The 24995-nt window shown below is 66.2% G+C and carries 22 protein-coding genes and 1 pseudogene; 16 read left to right on the top strand and 7 right to left on the bottom strand.

Annotated elements, in window-relative coordinates:
- Positions 1–29: 29 nt before the first annotated feature.
- From LDO15_RS00445 to LDO15_RS00420, 6 genes are all read left to right on the top strand, one after another.
- Positions 30–647: a PadR family transcriptional regulator gene (locus LDO15_RS00445; protein ID WP_223982735.1), complete on the top strand. Its 618-nt coding sequence runs from the start codon at positions 30–32 to the stop codon at positions 645–647.
- 193 nt (positions 648–840) lie between these two features.
- Positions 841–1272 (top strand): translesion error-prone DNA polymerase V autoproteolytic subunit, encoded by a 432-nt coding sequence (gene umuD / locus LDO15_RS00440; protein ID WP_223982733.1) that lies wholly within the window; start codon positions 841–843, stop codon positions 1270–1272.
- Positions 1273–1280: 8 nt separating this feature from the next.
- Positions 1281–2579, top strand: a complete 1299-nt coding sequence (locus LDO15_RS00435; RefSeq protein ID WP_223982731.1) for a Y-family DNA polymerase — start codon at positions 1281–1283, stop codon at positions 2577–2579.
- A gap of 42 nt (positions 2580–2621) precedes the next feature.
- The gene (locus LDO15_RS00430) at positions 2622–2939 is read left to right on the top strand and encodes a hypothetical protein (RefSeq protein ID WP_223982729.1); all 318 of its coding nucleotides are present in this window, start codon (positions 2622–2624) and stop codon (positions 2937–2939) included.
- Between the two features lie 6 nt (positions 2940–2945).
- Complete coding sequence (locus tag LDO15_RS00425) at positions 2946–3326, top strand: hypothetical protein (protein WP_223982727.1); 381 nt, start codon at positions 2946–2948, stop codon at positions 3324–3326.
- 403 nt (positions 3327–3729) lie between these two features.
- On the top strand, positions 3730–4362 hold the full coding sequence (locus LDO15_RS00420; protein WP_223982725.1) for a M15 family metallopeptidase: 633 nt from the start codon (positions 3730–3732) through the stop codon (positions 4360–4362).
- Between the two features lie 486 nt (positions 4363–4848).
- On the opposite strand, the gene LDO15_RS00415 is transcribed toward LDO15_RS00420, so the two are convergent.
- The gene (locus tag LDO15_RS00415; protein ID WP_223982723.1) at positions 4849–5106 is read right to left on the bottom strand and encodes a hypothetical protein; all 258 of its coding nucleotides are present in this window, start codon (positions 5104–5106) and stop codon (positions 4849–4851) included.
- Between the two features lie 269 nt (positions 5107–5375).
- On the opposite strand from LDO15_RS00415, the gene LDO15_RS00410 reads away from it, so the two are divergent.
- The 3 genes and pseudogenes from LDO15_RS00410 to LDO15_RS00400 all read left to right on the top strand — a co-directional run bounded on the left by LDO15_RS00410 (position 5376) and on the right by LDO15_RS00400 (position 7006).
- Positions 5376–6089 carry a TetR/AcrR family transcriptional regulator C-terminal domain-containing protein gene (locus LDO15_RS00410; RefSeq protein ID WP_223987648.1) on the top strand — a complete coding sequence of 238 codons (714 nt, stop codon included), beginning with the start codon at positions 5376–5378 and terminating at the stop codon, positions 6087–6089.
- A 148-nt stretch (positions 6090–6237) separates the two neighbouring features.
- A pseudogene (locus tag LDO15_RS23490) lies at positions 6238–6336 on the top strand (LysR family transcriptional regulator); the annotation flags it as partial.
- Between the two features lie 493 nt (positions 6337–6829).
- Positions 6830–7006 carry a CsbD family protein gene (locus LDO15_RS00400; RefSeq protein ID WP_223982721.1) on the top strand — a complete coding sequence of 59 codons (177 nt, stop codon included), beginning with the start codon at positions 6830–6832 and terminating at the stop codon, positions 7004–7006.
- A 158-nt stretch (positions 7007–7164) separates the two neighbouring features.
- Here LDO15_RS00400 and LDO15_RS00395 read toward each other — a convergent pair whose 3' ends face one another.
- Positions 7165–8103 (bottom strand): 5'-3' exonuclease, encoded by a 939-nt coding sequence (locus LDO15_RS00395; RefSeq protein ID WP_223982719.1) that lies wholly within the window; start codon positions 8101–8103, stop codon positions 7165–7167.
- 129 nt (positions 8104–8232) lie between these two features.
- Complete coding sequence (locus tag LDO15_RS00390) at positions 8233–8916, bottom strand: GntR family transcriptional regulator (RefSeq protein WP_223982717.1); 684 nt, start codon at positions 8914–8916, stop codon at positions 8233–8235.
- Positions 8917–9223: 307 nt separating this feature from the next.
- On the opposite strand from LDO15_RS00390, the gene LDO15_RS00385 reads away from it, so the two are divergent.
- From LDO15_RS00385 to LDO15_RS00360, 6 genes are read left to right on the top strand one after another with little or no spacing between them, the layout of a single operon-like run.
- The gene (locus LDO15_RS00385) at positions 9224–10309 is read left to right on the top strand and encodes an ABC transporter permease (RefSeq protein ID WP_223982715.1); all 1086 of its coding nucleotides are present in this window, start codon (positions 9224–9226) and stop codon (positions 10307–10309) included.
- Positions 10310–10349: 40 nt separating this feature from the next.
- Positions 10350–12074, top strand: coding sequence for an ABC transporter substrate-binding protein (locus LDO15_RS00380; RefSeq protein ID WP_223982713.1), 1725 nt, complete (start codon positions 10350–10352; stop codon positions 12072–12074).
- A 60-nt stretch (positions 12075–12134) separates the two neighbouring features.
- On the top strand, positions 12135–13136 hold the full coding sequence (locus tag LDO15_RS00375) for an ABC transporter permease (RefSeq protein WP_223982711.1): 1002 nt from the start codon (positions 12135–12137) through the stop codon (positions 13134–13136).
- A complete protein-coding gene (locus LDO15_RS00370; RefSeq protein WP_223982708.1) occupies positions 13133–14209 on the top strand; it encodes an ABC transporter ATP-binding protein in 1077 nt (358 codons plus the stop codon). The genes LDO15_RS00375 and LDO15_RS00370 overlap by 4 nt, the downstream gene beginning before the upstream one ends.
- Before the next feature lie 9 nt (positions 14210–14218).
- Complete coding sequence (locus LDO15_RS00365) at positions 14219–15250, top strand: oligopeptide/dipeptide ABC transporter ATP-binding protein (RefSeq protein WP_223982705.1); 1032 nt, start codon at positions 14219–14221, stop codon at positions 15248–15250.
- A 23-nt stretch (positions 15251–15273) separates the two neighbouring features.
- Complete coding sequence (locus LDO15_RS00360; protein WP_223982702.1) at positions 15274–16515, top strand: amidohydrolase family protein; 1242 nt, start codon at positions 15274–15276, stop codon at positions 16513–16515.
- A 66-nt stretch (positions 16516–16581) separates the two neighbouring features.
- Here the strand turns inward: LDO15_RS00360 and LDO15_RS00355 are convergent, their stop codons facing one another.
- Both LDO15_RS00355 and LDO15_RS00350 read right to left on the bottom strand, forming a co-directional pair.
- Positions 16582–17817, bottom strand: coding sequence for an MFS transporter (locus LDO15_RS00355; protein WP_223982700.1), 1236 nt, complete (start codon positions 17815–17817; stop codon positions 16582–16584).
- Positions 17818–18106: 289 nt separating this feature from the next.
- Positions 18107–19480 (bottom strand): DUF3100 domain-containing protein, encoded by a 1374-nt coding sequence (locus LDO15_RS00350; RefSeq protein ID WP_223982697.1) that lies wholly within the window; start codon positions 19478–19480, stop codon positions 18107–18109.
- A 279-nt stretch (positions 19481–19759) separates the two neighbouring features.
- On the opposite strand from LDO15_RS00350, the gene LDO15_RS00345 reads away from it, so the two are divergent.
- Entirely contained in the window at positions 19760–21238 is a 1479-nt protein-coding gene (locus LDO15_RS00345; protein ID WP_223982695.1) for a chlorohydrolase family protein, read from the top strand.
- Positions 21239–21394: 156 nt separating this feature from the next.
- Here LDO15_RS00345 and LDO15_RS00340 read toward each other — a convergent pair whose 3' ends face one another.
- Together LDO15_RS00340 and LDO15_RS00335 are read right to left on the bottom strand one after the other, a co-directional pair.
- Positions 21395–23149 (bottom strand): biotin carboxylase N-terminal domain-containing protein, encoded by a 1755-nt coding sequence (locus LDO15_RS00340; RefSeq protein WP_223982693.1) that lies wholly within the window; start codon positions 23147–23149, stop codon positions 21395–21397.
- Positions 23149–24969, bottom strand: coding sequence for a 5-oxoprolinase/urea amidolyase family protein (locus LDO15_RS00335; RefSeq protein WP_223982690.1), 1821 nt, complete (start codon positions 24967–24969; stop codon positions 23149–23151). Before LDO15_RS00335 ends, LDO15_RS00340 begins: the two co-directional genes overlap by 1 nt.
- Positions 24970–24995 lie beyond the last annotated feature (26 nt).

Here is a 24995-nt window from a genome sequence, read left to right as displayed (position 1 = left end):
CGCAACTTAAGTGGAAGGACGATGCCGTCATGAAAGGCATGCACGACGACAAATTCACCGACGGCGGACCCGCCTCGGGACGCTTCGGGCGCGGCAGGAGCCGCCGCGGACCCCACGGACACGGCGCATTCGGTCCGGGCCGCGGGTTTGGGCCGGGTTTTGGTCCGGGCTTCGGCCCTGGCTTCGGGCCGGGCTTCGGTCCCGGCGGTCCACGGCGGGCCAGCAGGGGCGACGTCCGTTCGGCGATTCTCTCCCTCTTGGCCGAATCACCCTCCAACGGCTACGGCCTGATCAAGACCATCGCCGAAAAGACGTCCGGCGCCTGGCGTCCCAGCCCGGGCTCCGTGTACCCGACGCTGCAGCAGCTCGTGGATGAAGAACTCATCGCTCCGCTCGGTGACGGCAAGCGCACCGAGTTCACCCTCACTGAGGCGGGCAGGGCATACGTGGCCGATCACGCCGAGGAGCTGGGGAACGCGTGGAACACAGACACTCAGGGATCCGGCCCGGCATTTCATGAGAGCGTGGGAAAACTCATGGGAGTCATCCACCAGTTCCGCTTCTCGGCGACCGAGGAACAGCGCCTCGCCGCGATGGAAAAAATCGATGAAACCCGCCGCGCGCTCTACCGCATCCTCGCCGACTAGCGACGTCGCCCCGCCCACCCGGGCAGTTTCCCCGACTACCTCGACAGCGAAATTTTTCCACCCTCCTGGCCACCAGCAGGTTCACTCCCCCAAAATGCGTCATTCACGAGATGCAACATGGTGGGGAACATCTTTTGTCGGCCCCTACCGCTACACTGAAAGAATCGAACATATATTCGAATAAAGGTGTGTTGTGGGCGTTGTTGTAGGTCCCCGCGTGATAGACGCGGGCATGTCGCTGTTGTCGGTGCTGATCTCTCCGGTCCCCGTTGCGGCCGGTTATCCCTCGCCGGCACAGGACTACTTCGATCGCCGCATTGACTTGAACGAGCACCTGATCAAGGACATCACCAGCACCTATGTGGTGCGGGTCTCCGGTGACTCGATGGAGGGCGCCGGCATCAGCGACGGCGATGAACTGATCGTAAACCGGGCCCTGGAACCGAAGGACGGGTCCGTGGTGATCGCCGTCCTGGACGGGGAACTGACCATCAAGCGGCTGCGGATCACGGCATCAGGCGTCGTGCTGCAGGCGGAGAACCCCGCGTACCCGGACATCCGGGTCCCCTCAGTCTCGAACCTGGTCATCTGGGGCGTCGCGACCCGCTGCCTACACCATGTTTGAGGCACGCCATGTCTAAGCCCGCCCCGATGCGGCACATGCCGCAGATCGCGCACGTGGACGTGAACTGCTTCTATGCCTCCGCCGAGCGCGCGTTCGACCCGTCCCTGGAGGGCCGGCCGGTGGTGGTCCTGTCCAACAACGACGGCTGCGCCGTCACCCGGTCCCCGGAAGCCAAGGCCCTCGGCATCCCCCTGGGTGAGCCGTGGTTCAAACTCGCCCCACGGGCCAAGGAGTGGGGACTCGTTGCCCTGTCCAGCAACTACGAGCTCTACGGCGACATCAGCGCCCGGGTCATGCAGTTGCTGGGGAGGTACTCGGCATGGCTGGAGGTCTACAGCATCGACGAGGCCTTCCTCGGCGTCAAAGGCACCCCGGAGGACCTGCTGGCCCAGGGCCGGACCATGAAGTCGGCGGTGCGGCGCAACGTCGGGGTACCGGTCTGCGTCGGGATCGCGCCCACGAAGACCCTGGCGAAACTGGCCAACAAGTGGGCCAAGCACAACCCGACGTTCGACGGGGTCTGCCATTGGGGCTCCGTGCCCGCCGCGGACAGGGAATCCCTGATGCGCCGCCTTTCAGTCATTGAGATCTGGGGTGTCGCCGCGCGACTGACCAAGCGGCTGAACGCAACCGGGATTCAGTCCATCCTTGACCTGTCCCGGGCCGACCCGGTCATGATCCGGGACCGCTTCTCCGTCGTCATGATGCGCACCGTCCTGGAACTTCAGGGCACCCCATGCATCCCGATGGAGGAAGAACGGGTCGGCCGGGACCAGCTGATCTTTTCCCGCTCCTTCGCGACCCCCATCACCACCGCGGCCGGGATGCGGCAGGTCCTCTCCGTCTACGGCCAGCAGGCCTCGGCGCGGCTCGCCAAGCACGGACTCCAGGCCAAGGTCCTCACCGCGTTCGCCGGCACCTCACACTTCAACCCGAAAGCCACCTCCTACCCTTCCGTGTGCGTGCCGCTGCCGATGCCCACCGCCGATCCCGTGCTTCTCACCAAGGCCGCCCACGCCCTCCTACCCCATATCCTCGAGGGCATCAGGTACGCCAGGGCTGGCATCATGGTCACCGACCTCCGGCCCACCGGAAACCAGGCACCCCTTGCCCTGTTCGAAAACCCGCACGAGGAACGCCGCGTCGGAACCCTCCTGGAGGATGTCACCCGCCGGTACGGGCGCGGCTCCATCGGCCTCGGCCACGCCGGAATACGCGGCGGCCCGGACTGGACCATGAAACGGGACATGCTCTCCCCCCGCTACACCACCCACTGGGACGAACTCCCCCTCGTCAAAGCCGCCTAGACCCCAACCCATCCGCACCCCGCAGCACGAAAGAACCCACGCATGACTCTCACACCCGAAGCCCCCTCCCAGACCCGCGGCCTGCAGGTCCGAACCGATGCGGCAGGCAAACCTCTTGCCATCCGGCACGACGGCCAAATCTGGCTCGTCGATCCCGGCACCGACCCCCAGCACTGGTTCGGAAGGAACCCTTGGCCGGATACCAGACCCGCAGCCGCCGCAGACGGCGGCGACCTGGGGAACGTCGAGCACTGGCAAGTGCGGGTCCTTGGCTCCAACTCTGCGCTGCGGACTTTCACGCTCCTCCGGGATCCGCACTCCACGCAGTGGCTCCTGGAAGACAACAGAGACGGCGACTAGGCAACGGTGGCAACAAACAGCCGGTCAATCAGCGGTCAGGTATGGGAAGCGATCAGGACCGAATTCACGCTGCCGACCCTCGGGCAGGTGCAACGACGGCTCTCCGAGCTCATGGAGGACCCCGAACCCGTGACGCGGCAACTCGTGCGCGTCTTCATCGACGACGGCACTTTCTGCCCGGGATTCCAGTTCCTTCCGGGCGGGCTGCTCCACCCGGCCGTCCTTGGACTTTTTCGCCGGGCGCTGGAGCTGCAGATCCCGCACAACTACTTCACGATCTGGATGGTCACTCCGTCGAGGGAACTTGCCGGAGCCCGCCCCGTTGACCATCTAAGAGGCAGCCCCGCTCCCTTGCTTCGCGCGCTGGAATCGTACCGCTGGCGCTAGCCTTGTTGCCGGCTCTCCAGTACCCCTCGAGGTGCCTTGCCCGGTTGCGCCCACCTCAATTCCAGGCGCGACGGCACAACCCGGCCAGAGGTCCCCCTCGGTGCTCGACGAGGTCACGTGAGGCACCCAGCAGTACGACCGACGCCGCCGTCACGCTGCAGAGAATATGCAACCGGACCGGGCCGTGGACCTCCTGCGGCAAAATTACGGTCCCGAATCGTCCGGGGCCTCCCCGAAGCTGATGCCCATCACCTGCCGCACAAGTTCGGAGTCTTCCTGGACGGCAGTTCCGACCATCCGCCCCTCGACTACGGCACCTACAGGCCGGTAAAGTTCCCGCAACTGTTCCGGACACTTCTTGGGAGCCATCGTGCTAAAAAGACTCAGCAGGATCTCAGGTGCTGTGGCGGGGCTTGTGCTTTCGCTTGGCATGATCGCACCGTCGGTGACGGCAGTCGCGGCGGTGGGCTACGACATCGATTCCGCCTCCAGCCTGCAGGTGGTGGTCAACAAGCACCGGCAGCTGAACCCGGCCACGTACGTGCCGGGGTCGCTGGTCAGGGTCCAGGGGGAACAGCTGCGGGCACCGGCCGCGGACGCCTACAAGCAGTTTGCCAAAGCCGCCAAGGCGGCCGGCGTGAACATCATACCGATCAGCGGCTACCGTTCCTTCAGCCAGCAGGCCAGCCTCTATGACAGCTACGTGCGCCAGTACGGACAGGCTACGGCGGATACTATTGCCGCCAGGCCCGGCTACAGCGAACACCAGACCGGCCTGGCCATGGACATCGGCAATGCCAGCGGAACCTGCGCCCTGCAGGCCTGTTTCGCAAACACCCCGGCGGGCCAGTGGGCGGCTAAGAACGGCCCGAAGTACGGATTCATCATCCGATACCCGGCCGGGGCCGAGGCCACTACCGGCTACACCTACGAGCCATGGCATCTGCGCTATGTGGGACCGGACCTCGCCCTTAGAGTCACCGCCACCCTTGAGGGTTACTTCGGCCTGGAAGCGGCTCCGGATTATCTCCAGTAAGTACTCAGTTGCCGGATTGGAGCATCATGCGTTCCCCGGAGGATGCCGCCGGTCAGCGGCGGGGTACGTCCATTTGGAAGCCGCACCTGCACCGCAGGACGCGTGTCCGGAGGTAGTCCCCCAGAAAGTCCGGGGTCCCGGCGTGATTGGAAACTGGCCCGTGCGCGCTCCGTCGCTCAGGGTCCACCACGGACATGGGCTCCTGGCAGTGGCGGTAGGCGTCATAGCGGTGCATGCCGCCGCCGCTGCTCCCATTCCGCCCCTGGAGGGTTGCGAGAAACTGCGCAGTCGTCGCCACCACATGAGCGTTGCCGCACATTGTGCAACTGATGGCAGCCGCGAGAGTTTCCTGCTGCAGGTTCATCACGGTGACGGAGTCCACGAGGAGGTGCCGGTCGGTGGCGCATGTCGCGCACCACGGACGACGGCCCCTAGGCTGGTGGGCATCCCGGGGCAGGTACGTGCTGGACGTGGTTGTCATCCGGGTCAAACCAGGCCCGGGTAGCTGGCCAGGATGTAGTCGGCTGCGGCCGGCCCTTTCATGCGGAGGCCCGTGCGCTTGGGATGGATCTGCTTCCTCTTCATGGCCGCCCAGAAGACATCCTCGGGACAGGGTGCAGCCTGGCTCAGGAAGCACCAGCTGGTATAGAGGCCGTAGAGCGGATCCCGGCCCAGGACGTGGTCGGATACAGGGTCACGAGTGGTGGCTTCCTGCAGGAATTGGTCATAGTGAGAAGTTGCCATGAGTGGCTCATTTCCTCGCGGTGCATTCTGTGCCGCCGTGTGGCTACAGCAGCTGTGCTTCAATGCCGTGCACGCGGCGTCGAAGCATGATCCCGGTTGCTGCGTCGCCGCAGACCCGGAGTAGAGCGTGATGCCGGGAATCCACGTGTCGCGGAAGCCAGTCAAAACGATGAATCTACAACGTAGACTCTAGGCGTAGACTACATAATAAGCAACCTGCCGAATATGCGGGAAGCGTGAATTTTCCGAACCGACCCGAACGGAACATGATGTTGCCCGAAGCGAACCCGGCGCCCCAAGCGGCCCCCGGCAAGAAGCAGCGCCTCACTCGGGAGCTTGTTCTGTCAGCGGCGCTTACCCTGGTGGATGCCGAAGGACTCGACGCCCTCACCATGCGCAGGCTCGGGCAGGAACTCGGACGGGATCCCATGGGCCTGTACCGCTACGCCGAGAACCGCGCTGCACTGCTGGACGGAGTCTCGGAACTCGTCCTGAATGAACTGGCCATCATTCCCAACGACCCCGACTGGCAGTCACAGCTCCGCCGCATTGCCCACGACCTGCGGCTTCTGGCGCTCCGGCATCCCAACGTTGTCCCCCTCCTCGTCACCCGCCCACTGTCAACACCCCTGGGGCTCCGCCCACTGGGGACGCTGCGGCCCCTGGAGCAGATCCTGGGCCTGCTGATCGACGCCGGATTCGCACCCGAAGACGCGTTGCACGTCTACCGCGCCTACTACGGATTCCTCTACGGGCACATCCTCAACGAGCTGCAGGAATTCATCGTTGACCCCGACGAAAACGAAGCCCTCCTCCGCCTGGGCCTGCATCGCCTTCCAGCCAAAGACTTCCCCCATCTGCGCACCCTCGCCCCTGTCCTGGCCGACTACGACGGGATGGCGGAACTTGATGAAGGAATCACCATCCTGCTTTCGGGCCTCGCAGCCCGCCTCTCGCTGCCGGGAGCCCCGACCGCACCCTGATCCTGCCCCGCGCACCTGCCCGTGCCCGTGCCCTGATAGGCGTAGGCTATCTGTGCTTGAGCGCCGCATCCATAAAGCCTCACCCATAAAGCCTCAGGGACATACCCACCAGCGCCGCGGAAGCCCAACAACCGGTGAAGGAGCTGGCGTGGACACACGAAAGCTAAAGTACTTTCTGGCCGTCGTCGACCACGACGGTTTCAGCCGCGCGGCGGAGCATCTGTTGATCGCCCAGCCATCCCTTTCCCCGCTCGACGGCTTGTATCCCGGCCCCGCTTACGTGGACGCGGTAGCTCTCGACGGGTACAACTGGGGCACCTCGGCGGCCTGGAGCAGTTGGATCGCGCCCCCGGAGCTCTTCGGGCCCGGCCTGTCCGAACTGAGACGGCTTGCCCCGGGCAAACAGGTGCTTGTGGCAGAGACATCTTCCGCGGAACAAGGCGGCTCCAAAGCTGACTGGAACACGTCCCTGATCAGCTATCTGGCCGCTCAGGCCGACGTCACCGCGGTGGTCTGGTTCAACTTCAACAAGGAAACAGACTGGCGGATCAACAGCAGCACGAGCTCGGCCACGGCACTGGCATCAGCCCTGGCCGCGCGGCCGAAATAGCCGCCGCGCACGGTGTGGGGCTGTTTCCGCCCGGCGGAAACGGCCCCACTTCCGGCAGTCTGTCCCTACAATTAATTGTTGCCCTCCAAGGCATTCACGTCGCGGGGGCGACCAAATAAGGAGGATCATCATGGGCCTGGGTGACAAGATCCACAACGCCGCCGAAAAGCTCCACGGCAAGGGCAAAGAAGCCGCCGGCGACGCCACCGGCAACGACCGGCTGAAGGCCGAGGGCAAAGGCCAACAGATCAAAGCCGACCTGAAGCAGGCCGGCGAAAAGGTCAAGGACGCCTTCAAGAAACACTGAAGTACGCCGCCGGCGGCCGGAGGTGCGGTCCCGTGGAACGCACCTCCGGCCAGGCCTCGCAGCACATCGCTTCCGCCAGCCGACGACCCTCGCCCCGAATCCCGCAAACCCCACGACCCCGGGCTGCGGGAAGCACGCCATCCAGGGATTTCCCTTCGTCAGCGACGCAGGTCGAGCGCCTCGAGGAGGCGCCGGACCGAACCGCCCAGATTCCACTCTGCGGCGAGACGCTCAAGGTCGGCCCGCGAACTGCCGACCACGGGGTGAAGTTGCGCGCCGGCCTCCTCGAGGGTCGGCAGGTCGAGGTCCCGCACGATCTTCACGACTGAAGGCGCAACCGCCAGGTAGTCGGAGGCCGCGGAGAGCTTCGACCGCACGGCAGCGGACAGCCCGCTTCCTGCATCCGCGGCGGCCGTGAGCAGCCGGTCGAGCGTGCCGTACTCTCCGAGCAGCGACGCCGCGGTCTTCTCGCCGATGCCGGCGACGCCCGAGAGCCCGTCGGAGGTATCACCGCGGAGGGTCGCGTAGTCGGCATACTGCGCCGGCAGGATGCGATACTTGCCGACGATGGCCGCGTCGGTCATGATTTCGAGGTTCTTCATGCCGCGCGCTGTGTAGATCACCCGCGCCTGACGGGCGTCGTCGACGACCTGGAAGAGGTCGCGGTCGCCCGTTACCACGTCAATCGGCAGCCGGGCGTGGCTGGCGTAGGTGCCGATGACGTCGTCGGCCTCATGTCCGGCTGCCCCGACGATGGCGATACCGGCGAGCCCGAGCACCCGGCGGATCATCGGAATCTGCGCCTCGAGCGCATCCGGCACGATCTCCACATCAGGGCCGCCGGCCACCACTTCTGCGACCCGATGCGATTTGTAGGTCGGGATGAGGGCGACCCGCCACTGCGGGCGCCAATCGTCGTCCCAGCATGCAATGAGATGCGTCGCGCCGTAGTCGGTCGTCAGCCGTGCAATCATGTCGAGCAGCCCTCGAACAGCGTTCACCGGCGTGCCGTCTGCCCGGCGGATCGAGTCGGGCACGCCGTAGAACGCGCGAAAGTACAGCGACGCGGTGTCGAGCAGCATCAGACGGTCGGCCATAACTGATCCTGACACGGATACGCCCGCTCGCGTTGCATTCCGCAGCAAGGTGGTCGCCGTGCCTGCCCGCCCGGGCCCGGGAGGGCGTTTGCTTTAAGAGAGAGCCGGAGGCCCCAGGGAAACGGCCGGTTACGGCGCGAGTGTGTGGGCGAGGCCGGCAAGAACTGGTTCACGGCCGAGCTCAATATGTGAATACGCCAGCGAATAGGCCAAATCCGGACGGCCCTTGAGGATGGCATTACAGAGTTCCACATGTTCGTCACGCTGCAGCTCATTGCTGCGGTTGTGGGCCAGGCCAAATATCCAGCGCATGCGGCCAAAGAGCGGTTTGACGGATTCGACCAGCAGACGGTTTCCAGAGAGCCGCACTATTTCGGCATGGAATTCGGCGCTGAGACTTGCAACCCTCGCCTCCGGACCGTCGTCGATGGCCCGCCGCGTCTCGTCCACGAGTTCCTGCAGCCTTGCGCCGTCCTGCCCCTCGGCGACCCGGACGGCCGCGGTCCGCGCAGCGAACGTTTCGAGGCAGAGGCGGACGTCGAAGAGTTCGTTGACGTCGGTGAGCGTTAGCCGCCGCACTGCCGCACCCCGGCGGGGAAAAGTCTCAACGAAGCCGTCCTGCTCGAGGCGCTGAATGGCTTCCCGTACGGGAATTCTGGACACGTTGTGAAGTTCTGACAGTTCCCGTTCGCGCAGCCGCATGCCCTGCTCATATTTGCCGGTTACGATCCCCTCAAGGACAAGCTGATACACGTGTTCGGCCCGGACCTCGTCGTCCCGCCCGTTCAGCGCATCCCCCTTCGGTTCAACCACACTCACACCGCCGTTCATCACTCACCCCGTGGCCCTGGCGGACGGTGCCGCTCAGCGTTCCACCTGAGCATACACGTGCCCGGCTGCCGGTTCCGGGCACATTCGATGGCCCCCGCACAGCCAGCCCGGGGTGCCTTCCGTAGAGCACGGCAGGCCGGCCAGCGGGCCGCAGAGCTCAAGCCACGCCGCTTCTGGTATTCCAGATATCATCATTTTGTGATTTACATCGCACAAATGGTGCTCTAATCTATGTTTGGTATACAAAACGATGGAGCTTGCTCCTTGGACCCTGAATCGAGCGTTCCCGATGACCCAGCTCCAGTCCGGTGCCACACCAACTGCTGCGAGTCCGTCGCCCGGCGACAACGGCAGCGACGGAAGAGGCGACGGCGTCAGCCGCCCCTCGTCCCCCGGCGGCCAAGCCGCCGTCAGTGCTGTTCCCGCCCAGGCGCGGTCGCTGCTGGCGACGGCCTGGCTCAGGATCCGCAGGAGCAAGATCGCCCTGCTGAGCCTCTGTGTCGTCGTCGCGATCGTGCTGTTTGCGGCTCTCGCGCCTTTCCTCAGTGCCTGGTCCGGAAATGATCCCTTCACCTCCAACACCAGCCCTGAGGTGCTCGATGATTTCGAAACCCCTGGACTGCCGCTTCCCGGCTACATGTACCCCTCTGAGCAGCACTGGCTTGGCGTAGAACCCGGTCTGGGGCGGGATCTGTTCGCCCGGCTCGCCTTCGGCGGTCAGGTTTCCCTCACCATCGCCCTGCTGTCGACGGCCGTCTCAGTTTTCCTTGGAACTGTGCTCGGGGCAGCGGCCGGCTACTTCGGAGGAAGGACGGACGCGATCATCAGCCGCATCATGGATCTCTTCCTCGCCTTCCCGCACCTCTTGCTGGTCCTCTCACTGACGCCCATCCTTCAGTCCCGGCTGCGCGGCACGCCTTTGGGCCAAGGCAGCTTCCTGCCCATGGCCTCGCTGGTGATCATCCTGGGGTTCTTCGGCTGGGCGTACCTTGCCCGGATCGTCCGGGGCCAGGTCCTCAGCCTCCGGGAGCGTGAATTCGTTGAGGCGGCCCGCTCCTTCGGCGCCTCCCACCTCAGCGTGCTGTTTCGGCAGATCATCCCCAACGTGATGGGCGTCGTGCTGGTCTATGCCACCATGCTCATCCCCACCAACATCTCCGCGGAGGCCGCACTGTCCTTCCTCGGCGTCGGCGTCAAAGACCCCACGCCGTCGTGGGGCCAGATGCTCAACGCCGCCCAGTCCGGCAACTGGTACCTCAGCGATCCGTGGTTCCTGGCCGTCCCCGGCGCCATGCTGATCGTCACCGTCCTGGCGTTCAACCTGCTCGGCGACGCCGTCCGCGATGCCCTGGACCCCAAGGCCTCACGCCACTAGAGCACCCATCACCATCACCGACCCCCATATGAGGAGAACCATGAAATACCCATCCAGAGTTCTGGCACTTGCCGTGCTGATCTCCGTGGCCGCCACCGGCTGTGCCGCGTCCCAGGGCCAGCCGGGCGCCACCAAAACCAGCGGTTCAGCAACGGAGCTGGCCGCGGCGGTCGTGAAGCCCGGCTTCACCGCCAAAGGCGGCAACATCAATGTCCTGATGTCCTCCGACTTCCAGACGCTGGACCCTGGAAACAGCAACTACGTCCAGACGGCCAACGTCGGACAGTTGTACTACCGGACGCTCACCATGGCCAAGGAAACCGCGGGCCAGCCGCCCACGATCGTCCCGGACCTCGCCACGGACACCGGGAAGGCTTCTGCCGACGGCCTCACCTGGACGTTCACGCTCCGGGACGGCGTGAAGTTCGAGGACGGCCGCCCGATCACCGCCGCGGACGTCAAATACGGCATCGAACGCACGTTCGCCCAGGACGTCTACACCCAGGCGCCCCAGGAGCTGAATTCCGCGCTCGACGCCGCCGGCTACAAGGGACCCTACAAAGATCCTGCCGCGGTGCTCCAGGCAGTTGAAACCCCTGACGGGCGCACTGTCGTATTCCATCTGAAGAAGCCGTTCGCTGAGTTTCCGGCGCTGGCCTCGCGGTCCAACACCGCGCCCGTGCCCCGGGACAGGGACAGCAAACTGGATTACACGAACCATCCGGTTTCATCCGGGCCCTACATGGTGGAGTCGTACAGCCGCGGCAAGTCGCTCAAGCTTGTCCGGAACCCGCATTGGGATGCCGCCACGGACCCCAACCGCACGGCGCTCCCGGACTCTTTCAGCTTCTCGCTGTCCACGTCGCAGGCCACCATCAGTCAGCAGCTGCTGGCCAATGCAGACCCCGACGCCATCACCCTGGACTCGAACGGTGCCTTGCAGACCTCGGATTCGGCCAAGCTGGCTGATGCCCAGGTCAAGGACCGGGTCGCCTCGGGACTGCTCGGCTGCAACGACGTGCTGAGCCTGAACACGCAGAAGATCCAGGACCCGGATGTCCGCAAGGCCATTGCGCTTGCCCTGGACCGCCAGTCGATCCTGGTCCAGTACGGCGGACGCCGCTTCGGCGAGCTCACCCAGACGCCGCTGAACGACAAGATGCGCGGATACGTGGCCCAGGAGCTGGAGATCGATCCCAGCGGAAAGCCCAAGCTGGACGAAGCCAAGAAACTCCTCGAAGGCAAGACGTACCCCAAGTCCCTCACCTTCGGCTACGCCAATAACCGGGACGCCTACAAGAACACCGGCACGGTGGTCCAGGAAAACCTCAAGGCCCTGGGCATCGACGTCCAGCTGGTGCCGATTCCGGCTCCGAACTACTACTCCGTCATGGCCAGTGAGCAGCTGCCGGACATCGGACGTTCAGGCTGGTGCGGGGGCGCGGATCCGGCTTCGATCCGGACCTCGGCGGACCCCATCCTTGGCCCGAACAACGATGGCACCAGCTACGGGTTCTCCAACACTTCCCGCTACTTCGACCCCCAGATATCCAAGGCCATGTTTGAGCTGAGGGACACCGCGGGGACCTCGGAGGAGCTGGGCAAGAAGTGGTCCGAGGCGTTCGGACAAGCCCTGAAGACCTACCCGATCATCCCTCTTGTCCGCAGCCACACGAACAGCGTCGTCGGTTCCAATGTCCGCAATGCCCAGGTGGGCTACTTCTTCGGCGGCATCGACCTTTCGATCGTCGGCGTCGAGCACTAACCGGTCCTCACAGAAGGAGGCGCGGGCCGCCCGGATTCAGGCGGGCGGCCCGCAACCACAATGATCAGATTCATACTTCGCCGGACAAGCTCCCTGGTCCTGCTGCTCATAGCCGTCAGCTTCATCACCTTCACGCTGTTCCAGCTGGGTCCGGCCGATCCGGCCTCGGCCGCCTGCGGCCAGGAATGCACGCCGGAACGTGTCGCCGAGGCACGTATCGCCCTCGGCATGGACCAGCCGTTCATCATCCAGTACGCCGATTACATGCGCGGCCTGGTCTCACCGCGCATGATCGGCGCCCCTGGGGCTGAGTCCGTCTGCCAGTGGCCCTGCCTCGGCAAATCGTTCCAGACGAATGAAAACGTCTCGGATATCATCAGCCGGTCCCTGCCCTACACGCTCTCGATGGCCGTCGGCGCCCTGGTCCTTTGGACGGTCTCGGGAGTGGGTCTCGGCCTGCTCGCAGCCCTCAGGAAAGGCAGTGCCACCGACAAATTCATCGTCGGCGCCGCGTCCATAGGCGTCTCGCTGCCGATCCCGGTCACCGGCCTGTTCCTGCTGCTGGTATTCGTCAATCAGCTCCATCTCCTGCCGTTCACCACCAATGAGATCAACAGCCCGTTCGGCTCCCTGGGGCCGTGGGCCTGGGTGCTGAACTATGTGCTGCCGTGGATTGCCCTCGCAGTGCTGTTCAGCGCCTCCTACATCCGGGTCACCCGCACCAACATGATTGAAACGTTCGGCGAGGACTTCATCCGCACGGCGCGGGCCAAAGGACTGGCCCCGCGGACCGTGACGTTCAAGCACGGAGTCCGGGCCGGAATCAGCCCGATTGTGACCATGCTCGGCATGGACATCGGGCTGCTGCTTGGCGGCGCCGTCCTCACCGAGCAGATCTTCTCCGTGCCGGGGCTTGGTTTCACCGCCGTCCGGGCCGCGATCTCCGGCGACCTGCCTGTCACCATGGCCATCACCATGCTGGCCGCCTTCTTCGTGATCGTCGCCAATGTCGCCGTCGACCTCGCCTATGCCGCCATCGATCCCCGAGTGAGGCTCCAATGACCCAGACCTACCCCGGCGCGCCGGCGGCATTGCCGTCCTCCGCCCCAACCCATGGCGCGGACGATGGCGGGGCCGTCGCCTTCCTGGACGTCCGGAACCTGTCAGTCGGGTTCCCCACCGACGACGGCCTGGTCTCGGCCGTCAACGGCATGGATTTCACCCTTGAGCGCGGCCAGACGCTTGGCATCGTTGGCGAATCCGGATCCGGAAAATCGGTGACGAGCCAGGCACTGATGGGCCTGCTGAAAGGCACCTCGGCCCAGGTCTCCGGCCAGGCCCTGTTCCAGGGCAAGGACCTCATCACGCTGTCCGAGTCAGGGATGCGCCAGCTGCGGGGGCGGAACATCGGCATGATCTTCCAGGACCCGCTGTCGGCACTGCACCCGTTTTACACGGTCGGGCACCAGATAGCTGAGGCCTACCTCGTCCACCACGAGGCGAGCAGGAAGCAGGCCCGGGCCGCGGCCATCAACATGCTTGGCCGGGTGGGGATTCCCAGCCCCGAGCAGCGCTACGACGAGTACCCGCACCATTTCTCCGGCGGCATGCGGCAGCGGGCCATGATCGCCATGGCCCTGATCTGCGAACCGGAACTGCTCATCGCGGACGAGCCCACCACGGCCCTGGACGTGACGGTCCAGGCGCAGATCCTGGACCTCATGGCCGAACTCCAGGCGGAAACCAACTCTGCACTGATCCTCATCACCCACGATCTGGGCGTCGTGGCCGAGGTCTGCGATTCCGTCCTTGTCATGTACGGCGGCCAATGCGTCGAGTCCGGACCGGTGGACGAGATCTTCTACGACACCCGGCATCCGTACACCCTTGGCCTCCTCAATTCCATGCCGACGCTCGCCGGAACCTCCGGCCCGCTCAACCCGATCCCGGGCCAGCCGCCGTCGCTGCTGGACCTGCCGTCAGGGTGCATCTTCAGCTCCCGGTGCGACTACGCCGCGCTGGCCGGGGCCGGCGTCTGCCGGGAGCAGCGCCCCGAGCTCCTGGTGGAGGACGGCCATGGCAAGCGCTGCCATCTCAGCAGTCCCCAGCTCATCTCTATCCGGACTTCGCGTTAGGACCCCGCCATGGACAGGCAGCCAATTCTCCAGGTGGAGAACCTTCAGAAGCATTTCCCCGTCAAGGGCGGGCTCTTCTCGTCCGGCGGCGGCCGCGCAGCCAAAACCGTCAAAGCCGTCGACGGCGTCTCGTTCAGTCTCGACCGAGGCCAGACGCTCGGGCTTGTGGGCGAGTCCGGGTGCGGAAAATCCACGACGGGCCGCATGGTGGCCCGCCTGCTGGACCCCACCGGCGGGCGGATCGTCGTCGACGGCGTCGACATCAGCCAGTTGCGCGGTCAGGATCTGTACAACTTCCGGCGCAAGGTCCAGATGATCTTCCAGGACCCGTTCGCGTCACTGAACCCGAGGCAGACGGTCGGCACCGCGATCGCCGCACCGATGGTGGCGCAGAAAATCAATCCGCCCGCAGGACTGAAAACCCGCGTCAAAGAACTGATGGAACAGGTCGGCCTCAAACCCGAACACTACAACCGCTTTCCGCATGAGTTCTCCGGCGGCCAGCGCCAGCGCGTGGGAATCGCCCGCGCCATTTCGTTGAGCCCCTCGGTGATCGTGTGCGACGAACCGGTGTCCGCCCTGGACGTCTCCGTCCAGGCGCAGGTGGTCAACCTTCTGCAGGAGATCCAGCGCGACACCGGCGTCGCGTACATCTTCATCGCCCACGATCTCTCCGTCGTCCGGCATATCTCCCACCACGTGGCCGTCATGTACCTCGGCAAGATTGCCGAACAGGGCCCCCGGGAGGAACTGTTCCGCCTTCCCCGGCACCCGTACACGCAGGCGCTCCTGTCCGCGGTGCCGCTGCCCGATCCGCGCGCAGCCCGGCAACAGGTGAAGATCCGGCTCCGCGGAGATCTACCGTCACCGGCCAACCCACCCAGCGGTTGTGTATTCCGCACCCGCTGCCCGCTGTTCAGCACGCTGCCCGAAAGCCGGCAGCAGCTCTGCATCAGCGACATTCCCTCGCCGGCCGGCCCAGCCGCGCCGGCATGCCACCACGCGGGTCTGGCAGCCGCCTCCCCCGCCGGTGTCCAATAGTCCCAACACAAAGGAGCATTACATTGACTACCCTGATCCGCGCCGTCCGTCCCTGGGGACAGGCGCTGAGCGACGTCCTGCTCAAGGACGGCACGATCGCCGGCGTCGAAGCGCATAACCCGGCTCGAACGCCGTCGGAGTCGTCCGGCACCCCGGGCGAGGCAGCCACAATCGTGGAGGGCCGCGGCCGGCTGCTGCTCCCGTCCTTCTCGGATGTCCATGTTCACCTGGATTCGACCCGCATCGGCCTGCCGTTCCGCGAGCACACCGGCGGTCCGGGCGTCTGGACCATGATGATGAACGACCGGCAGAACTGGCGCAACGCCGAGGTCGCGCTGCAGGAACGCGTCAACAACACCCTGGGCCGGATGATCGCGCGCGGCACCACACGGGTCCGCTCCTACGCCCAGGTCGACGTGGACTGCCGGCTGGAACGGTTCGAAGCCGTCCTGGCGGCCAAGGAACAGTTCAAGGACCGGGCCGACGTCGACATCATCGCCTTCCCGCAGGCAGGCCTCCTGCTCGAGGACGGCACCGTGCCGCTCATGGAGGAGGCCCTCAGGGCCGGGGCAAATGTCATGGGTGGCATTGATCCGTGCAGCCTGGACCGTGACCCCGCACGGCATTTGGATATCGTTTTTGGCTTGGCCGAGAAGTACCAGGTCCCCATCGACATCCACCTCCACGAGCCCGGTGAGCTCGGCGTGTTCAGCACGGACCTGGTGCTGGAGCGGACCCGCGCCCTGGGAATGCAGGGCAAAGTCACCATGTCCCACGCCTACCAGCTGGGAAGTGTCTCCGAGGCCACGACGCGTCGTCTGATCGAGGAGTTCGCGGAGCTGGACGTTTCGATGGCCTCCGTGGCTCCGGCAGTAGCCGGCCAGCTCCCGCTCCCGCTGCTGGCCGAGGCCGGAGTCCGCGTCGGTCTTGGCGAAGACGGCCAGCGCGACTACTGGTCCCCCTACGGCAACACCGACATGCTGGACCGTACCTGGCAGCTCGCCTTCACGCACGGTTTCCGCAGGGATGAGCTGATCGAGCACTGCCTGGCGATCGCCACCGTGGGCGGCGCCAGCGTGCTGGATCCGGCTGCCACGCGGCTGAAGGGCACAGCCCACCGGCCGGGCCTCGAGGCCGGCGATCCCGCCGAGCTGCTGCTGGTCGACGGCGAAACGGTGGCCTCCGCGGTCATGGACCGAGGCACCGACCGCACCGTGATCCACCGCGGACGCGTCGTGGCGGACCAGTTGCAGCTACTTCCTTAGCCCCTGCGACAAAGCGGCAGGTCCCTCTGTGGAGGGACCTGCCGCTTTTTCTGCCTGTTCTCTGATTTAGCTTCCGACGCCGGCCGGCCGGGCCTGCCCGGCAGGCACGGTTGCTTCTTCGACGGACACCACGGGCCCGTTCACCGCGAGGTACCCCGCCAGCGCCAGGAGCATGGCGACTCCCGCCAAAGCCCAGAACGCTGCCTCCCAGCCGCCGGTCACGTCATGAAGCAGTGCGGCTCCCACGGGCCCCAAGGAGGCGAGGGCGAAGCCCAGGCCCTGGCTCATCGCCGAAAGTTTCCCGGCGGTTTGGGGTCCCGTCGATCGGAGCACCACTAGCGCAACGGCCAGCCCGAATCCCGCGCTCTGGACAATCCCCAAGACACCCACCAGGAGGAACTGCAGCTCGGCCGGGCCCGCCAGCACCCCGAGCAACGCGGCCGCCACGAGCACCCCCAATCCGGGCGCCATGATCTTGAGAACCGCCGGCCGGCTGGCCAGCACTGGTGCCAGCAGGCTGGCGGGAAGGCCGGCCACGCTGAACCAGGCAAGGAGCGCCGCAGCGTCGCCGGCGGTGATGCCCTTCGACACGAGGAAGACCGTCAGCCATGAAGTTACGGCGAAATACAGCATCGCCTGGAGACCAAAGAATGCCGCCACCGCCCAGGCAGTTGCCTGCTGCGGCAGTGCGCGTGCGGCGCGGGACCGCGCCTGGGCGTCAGCAGTCGTTCTGCCGGCAACGACGGCGCGGTCGGCGAGAACGGAGGTTCCCGGAGCCGCGGGTTCTGTCCGCCGGCCGCCATGCCTGAGGATCAGTACGGCCCCCAGCACAGCAGGAACAGCCCACACGGCCAAGGCACCCTGCAGACTCCCGCCCAATACGTACTGCAGCGGCTGGATCAGCCCTGCTCCCAGTGCCGCTCCGAGGCCGAAGCCCATGCTGCACAGCCCCGTCCACCAGCCCGAGCCCCCGTTGGCCTTGACGATCTGGGGCAACAGCACACTTGCCGTCATGATGGCCGTCCCGGCCAGGAAAGTCCCGGGGAGCAGAAGGACCGGCAGCAGCACGCGGGCAGTCAGTGCCACGGCCAGCACCAGCATCGACAGGGCGACGGTCCTCCCTGCACCCAGACGCCGGGCGAGCCACGGTCCGCACGGGGCGGAAATCCCGAAGGCGAGCACCGGAAGCGCCGCAAGGAGGGGAATCGTCCGGGCATCTATCCCGAGCCCCCGGTCCAGCTGGCCCATGGACCCGGCGACGGTCGTGATGGCAGGCCGAAGGTTTATGGAAACGAGGCTCAAGGCAATAAGGGTCCATGCGATCTTTGAAGCCGCAGGTGTCCGGGGCCGATTCCAGGGCGCTTGGGGGATTTCTTCCACGGTCGTCTCCTGACAATTATTTGGTATACCAAGAATAGCGCGAGATCTCGCCAGCTACGGCTGGGCAAGGAAATTGGCCCCATCGCATGGTGACAGTGAGCCTTTGGAATACCAAACTGTCGATGCGGCAGAAGACAGGGGCGACGGCATTTTCCGCCGTCGCCCCTCTCGCCTCACTGTCCCGTCATTTCCGGCGTTCAACGCCGGCTCCCTACCTCCCGAGGGCCATCTGCCCCAGTGCGGCCGCCGCAATGAAGGATGCACTGTAGGTCACGAGGGCAACCACGATGATCTTCCAGCTCAGGGACTTCAGCGCCTTGATGTCCCGCCCAACGGTGAGCCCGATCAGGGTCAGCGCCGGCAGCCCTATGAGAATCACGTCCAAGTGTTCGGTCAGTGCCGCGAGGAGCCCTGCAGTGGGCAGGAACGGTGCCGAGAGCACCGTTGTGATGGTCAGTACCCACACGCTTGAAGGGACGGACGGCAGCAACCGGGCCAGGCGGAATGACAGGCCCGTCAGCAGCAGGAGAACGATCACGCCCGCCGCGTCATTCCACGAGAAGTTCTTTGTCCCGACGACGTTCATGACAAGGGCCGAGGCTCCGGCGATGGCAAAGGCGAGAATGGTGATTCGCGGCGTCGCTTTGAGCGTGGGATCCACCTCCACAGCCACCGGGACGGCAGGCCGCGCGGCGGCGGGCACCGCCGGTTTGCTCCGTGCCCCGCGGGTGGGCCGGCCGTCGTCGTCCCTTCCGAAAAGACGGCTCCAGAACGCGTAGAGCCGCCGGCACAGAGGCAGTGACAGGAAGACGCCCGCATAGAAGCCAACGATGTTCGTGACGAGGTTGGACAGTGCGGCCAGCGCCATGATTTCGCCGGCCTGATCCGGGTAAAGCAGGGACAGCGCCCCGACGCCCCCAAGCATCATCGACGCTGAGCCGAGTCCCAGCCCCAGGGCCAAAGCGCGGGGGTCGAAGATATTCAGTCCACCGAGGAATCCGGCGAGCAGGGAGATGAACACAGCACCAAAGAGGCTGCCGAGCAACCACACAGAGAAGACGCCCCTGTACTCTCCGGAACGGACCCCGAAGCGCTGTATGGCGAAGGCGAGGAATGACTCGCGATCGATTGACCAGGTGGCTCCGATCGCAACCCGGCCCAGTCCCATCGCCACGGCGATCGGCAGCGCGAGTATGACGGTGCCGAAGATGTGCCCTGCTTCCTGCAGAAGGATGGCGGGACCGATCTCAGTGACTTTTGCCAGGGACGGCCCGATCTGGGTGCCGAGCCGGGCGAGGAAGAGGATGATCCCAATCTCTAGGAGCAGCGTTGCAACGGCCCGGCTGGCCCCGGAGACTCGGCGGATGCGCTGGGTTCCGAGGATTCCGCCGATGACGACGGCCCAGATGATGGGGAAGAGGACCACGGGTGCCGGGCCCAATTGGAACTTGTAGGTGCCAATCAGTACGGCCACCACTGAGACGAGCATTGACACGGTAACTACCGTCCACCAGTGTCGGCGCGTGATCTGCTGGTCCGCGACCGCAGTGGGGGATGGATTGACTAGCTGGGCTTCTGAAGCCATGGGAGTAACTGTCCTTTGGGGAAAGACCTGCCACCCGTACTAGGCGGTTGCTGGGTCGGGGGTATGGTGTCTAGCTCACAAACCAGTTTGTATACCAAAATAGAATAGGGCAGGGCTGGCGAGATGTAAATCACTTTCAAACCCCCAGTTTTAGGGTCGGAGCAGAGGGTGAACTCCACCAGTTCTTCTAAGCCCCTAGATTCGGTATACCAAAATCGCTATTGTTTGATCTGTGCCGCCCGCTTGGATGGCCGTCCCATCATCGAATCGGAGGTTGGTTTGCGCACCATATACAGCGCTGAATTTGTGCTCGGGCACGAGGCCGGTCAGCACGTGCTCATCCACGACGGCCACGTTGTCTATGAGGACAGCCGCATTGTGTACGTCGGGGCGCACTACGAGGGTCCGGCGGACGAGTCATTCGATCTTGGCCGGTCCCTCATCACGCCGGGTCTGATCGATCTTGACGCCCTCACCGATATCGATCACCTGCTAGTCGACTCGTGGGCGTCCGCGGACCGGGCCAGTGGCATGCAATGGTCCGAGGACTATTTCCGCAACCGACGCGCGGACGTCTTCACCGCGGAGGAGCGCCAGACCATCAGGAAATACGCTTTGGTGCAGCTGGCCTTGCACGGTGTCACTACCTACATGCCCATAGCATCGGAAATCCATTCCGCCTGGGCAGAGGGCTTTGACGAGCTTGCCGGCATGGCCGAGACGTCCCGCCAGATCGGGCTGCGGGGCTACCTGGGCCCGGCCTACCGTTCCGGGGTAAATGTTCTCAGGGCCGATGGGCAACGCGACGTCGCATTCGACGAGGAAGAGGGGCGTGCCGGGCTTGCCGATGCCGTTCGTTTCCTGGACTACGCGGACGAGCTGGCAGATCCCCTGGTCAACGGGGTCTTGCTGCCGTGCAGGATTGAAACGCTTACCGCTGAACTTCTGCGCGCCACGGCTAAAATCGCCCGGGAACGGCATTCGCTGGTGCGGTTACACTGCCTTCAGGGAGCTTTGGAACGGGAGTTACTGCAGCGCTGGCACGGACTGACTCCCCTCGAGCTCCTGGAACAGACAGGGCTCCTGGCCGAGCGTCTTCTCATCCCGCACGGGATCTTCGTGGACCGCAATCCGCTCGTGGACGGAACCGACCTGGGCGATCTTCAGACCTTGGCGGCGGCCAACATCTCCATCGTCCATTGTCCGCTCACATCCTTCAGATACGGCATGGCCCTCGACTCGTTCGCGGCCTTCCGGGAGGCCGGCGTCAATCTGTGCCTCGGAACGGACTCCTTCCCGCCGGATCTCATCCGGGGCATGGACACGGGCGTGCACCTGGCCAAGCTTCTTGACCACAGGCAGGACTCAGCCCCGGCGGAGCACTACTTTGAAGCGGCAACCCTCGGCGGAGCCCGCGCCCTGGACCGCCCGGACCTGGGAAGGCTGGAAGCGGGGGCCCAGGCCGACTTCGTTGCGTTCTCCCTTGACGACATCAGGGACGGGGTCCTGGACGATCCGATTCGAACCCTCCTGCTCAACGGAACGGCACGGCAGGCCACTCATTCCGTCGTCGCGGGGCGCCTCGTCATGCGGGACGGCATGATCCCGGGAATTGATATCCCGGGTCTGACGGCGGAGGCCCAGCGGCTTTTCGAGCAGATGAGGGAAGCGTATTCGGAGCGGGACAGTGAACGCCGAGCGCCCAGGGAGCTGTTCCCTCCCACCTTTCCCCACGTGCGCGAACAGTTGAGGAGATAATCGCAGCAGAAATGATCTGGCAGGAGTCGAGGCCGGAAACGTTCTCGGGTTGCAATGCGGAAAGCCGGCCAGCGCGCCTGCCCTCCGCGCAGGCCCCAACGGGCCGGTTCGCCCGGCGGAACCGGCCCCTTCGCTCGCGCGAACACCGGAAGGAAGCTAGCCGATCAGGGCCAGGACCGCTCCGGCCGTGACAACCCCGCCCGCTTCCGTGCGGACGTCGGTGACGGTCCCCGCCCGGTGCGCGGAGACCTGGGTTTCCATCTTCATGGCTTCGAGGACCACCACCGGGTCCCCGGCCGAGACCTCGACGCCAGGTTCCACGAGCCACTTCACCACGGTTCCGGCCATGTCGGCCCGCAACTCCCCCGGATCGATGGCGGCTGAACCGCCGTCGGACACCGAAGCCGCCCCCGCGGGCAGTATCCCGCCCGAGCGTGCCCAGCCGTCGAGCAGATCTGCCGGCAGTCCGACGGCCAGGCGCCGGCCGTCCACCTCGACGGTGATGGTGCGGCGTGCGCCGCCGGGGGCGGTGGTGCTGTAGCCGGGATCGGCTGAGATGGAGACGGTGTCCGCGAAGTCGGTCTCGATCCAGCGGGTATGGATGCCCAGCCCGGCCTCGGAGGTGAAGTCCGGGGACTCCAGCACGGCCCGGTGGAACGGCAGCACGGTGGCGACCCCGGTGATGCGCATCTCGGCGAGGGCCCGGCGGGCGCGGCGCAGGGCTTGCTGGCGGTCCGCGCCGGTGACGATCAGCTTCGCGAGCAGGGAGTCGAACTGCGGAGCGACGAAGGAGCCGGAGCGGACCCCGGTGTCGAGCCTGATGCCCGGGCCGGTGGGGACGGCGAACTCGCCGATGGTGCCGGGCGAGGGCAGGAAGCCGCGGCCCACGTCCTCGGCGTTGAGCCGGAATTCGAAGGCGTGCCCGCGCGGCGCCGGGTCCTCGGTGAGGCGCAGCGGCTCCCCCGCGGCGATCCGGAACTGTTCCTGGACGAGGTCGATACCGGTGGTTTCCTCGGTGATGGGGTGCTCCACCTGCAGGCGGGTGTTGACCTCGAGGAACGCCACGGTGCCGTCCGCGGCGACCAGGAACTCCACCGTGCCGGCGCCGGAGTAGCCGGCTTCCCGGCAGACGGCCTTGGCGGCGTCGTAAATCAGCGTGGTCTGCTCTTCGCTGAGGAACGGGGCGGGCGCCTCCTCGAGGAGCTTCTGGTGCCGGCGCTGCAGCGAGCAGTCGCGGGTTCCGACGACGACGACGTTGCCGTGCGTGTCCGCGAGGACCTGCGCCTCGACGTGGCGGGGGCGGTCCAGATAGCGCTCCACGAAGCACTCACCGCGGCCGAAGGCGGCGATAGCTTCGCGGACGGCGGAGTCGAAGGCTTCCTCGACCTCGTCCAGGACCCGGACCACCTTCATGCCGCGCCCGCCGCCGCCGAAGGCGGCCTTGATGGCGATGGGCAGGCCGTGCTGTTCGGCGAACGCGCGGGCCTCGGCGGCCGTGTCCACGGGGCCGTCGCTGCCGGCGACCAGCGGCGCGCCGGCCCGGACGGCGGCGTCGCGGGCGGTGATCTTGTTGCCGAGCAGCCGGATGGCGTCCGGGCTGGGGCCGATCCAGGTCAGTCCGGCGTCCAGGACGGCCTGGGCGAAGTCTGCGTTCTCGGAGAGGAAGCCATAGCCCGGGTGGACGGCGTCCGCTCCCGACTCGGCGGCCACGGCGAGCAGCTTGGGGATGTTCAGGTAGGTGTCCGCGGGCGAGTTGCCGTTGAGGCTGAAGGCTTCGTCCGCGGCGGAGACGTGCAGGGCGTCGGCGTCGATGTCGGCGTACACGGCGGCGGAGGCCAGCTGCGCGTCGTCGCAGGCCCGGGCTATGCGGACCGCGATTTCTCCACGGTTGGCGATCAGGACCTTGCGCATCAGTTACTCACTTCTTCTTCGGTGGTGGCTTCTTCAGGGGTGGCGTGTTCGGTGGCCGGGGGCGCCGTGTGCAGTTCGTCTTTGGCCCAGCGGAAGCGGATCTTGCCGCCGATGGGGACCTGCGCGGCCAGATCAAGCTGGGAGTCGACCACCACGGCGATCACCGGGTAGCCGCCCGTGATCGGATGGTCGGCCAGGAAGAGCACGGGCAGGCCCTCCGGCGGGACCTGCAGGGCGCCGGCCACGGTGCCTTCGCTGGGCAGTTCGCCCTGGCGGGTGCGCTGCAGCGGGGTTCCGTCCAGCCGCATGCCGACGCGGTTGGACTGCGGCAGCACGGACCAGTCCTGGCCGGTGAAAGCATCCAGCGCCGACCGGTCAAACCAGTCGGCGCGGGGGCCGGGGACGACGTCGAGGACGGTCACCCCGGTGCCCGGATAGTCCGGCTGCAGTTCGGGATGCCCGACGACGCCGGACTCGGCCTCGCCGCCCGCGGCAAGGACCTGCCCGGCGGCCAGGGGCGCGGGACCGATCCCCGACATGGTGTCCGTGGAACGGCTGCCCAGCACGGGGGCGGCATCCACGCCGCCGCGGACCGCGAGGTAGCTGCGGAAGCCGCTGCGCGGCGCGCCGAGGCTGAGCGTTTCGCCGTCGAGCAGCGCAAACGGGGTGGCCACCGGCACGGTGCGGAGCCAGGTGTCGCCGGCGCCGTCCGGCGCCGACTCGATGCTCAGTTCCGACGGTGCCCCGGCGACCGCGAGGACCTGGTCCCGCACGGCCCGGACCTTGAGTCCGCCGGCGACGGTCTCAATCGCCGCGGCCGACGGCGCGTTCCCGACCAGGCGGTTGGCCCGGCGCAGCGAGGCCCGGTCCAGCGCGCCGGCGGTGGAGACGCCGAGGCCGGAGTGGCCGTGCCGGCCGAGGTCCTGGACGAGGCTCAGCAGGCCCGGCGAAACGATCCGGAGGCCCGACGTGACGTCCTGCCCGGAGCTGGTGTCCCGAGCGGCCGGCTCCGGCACCGTTCCGGGATTCGCCGTGCCGGGATTCACTGTGCCGGAGCCCGCGGCGGCAGGCTCGGCGACTTGCTCTGTGACTGGCACTACGAGTGACCCAGCCAATGACTCAGCGGCTAGCGCGACCGCGTCGCGGACGGGACGGAACTGCACGCGGTGGCCGGGGGCGGCCAGGGCGGGCTGTTCCCGGTCCAGGTCCCACATCTTGGCGTCGGTGCGCCCGATCAGCTGCCACCCGCCCGGGGAACGGCGCGGGTAAACAGCCGAGTAGTTGCCGGCCAGCGCCACGGAACCCGCGGGGACGGCGGTGCGCGGCGAGCTGCGGCGGGGCACTTCCAGCTGCTGGTTCTCCCCCACCATGTAGCCGAATCCGGGTGCGAAGCCGGCGAAGGCCACGGTCCAGACCTGGCCGGAATGGGCGGCGATCACGCCCTCGGTTCCAAGGCCGGTGAGCCGGCCGACTTCGGCGAGGTCCTCGCCGTCGTACACGGTGTCGATCACCACCAGCTCGCCGTCGCGCTGCACGGGCGCGGTGAGGTCGAGCTGCAGCAGACGGGCGGCGATGCGCCGGGCCGAGGCCGGGGAGTCGGCCCTGACCAGGACGGTCTCGGCCGCGGCCAGGATGTCCTGCTGGCCCGGCAGCGGCTTCTCGAGGAGCAGCGCCTGCAGGGCAAGCACGTCCTGGGTGCCGGCGAGCTCGGCGAGGACCGCGCGCGTTCCCACGGCCCGCACGGAGCGGACCTTGCGGGTGGTGTCCTGCCGTGCCGCGCCGTTGTGGGCCGTGTCCTGCTGAACTGCCAGGGTTTCCATTGCTGTCTCCATGATTGCCGCCGTTA

Origin of the sequence: Arthrobacter sp. NicSoilB8 (assembly GCF_019977355.1) — a bacterium.
Classification (GTDB): domain Bacteria; phylum Actinomycetota; class Actinomycetes; order Actinomycetales; family Micrococcaceae; genus Arthrobacter.
Note: the sequence above shows the minus strand (reverse complement) of the source record. Positions and strands in the feature narration are given on the sequence as shown.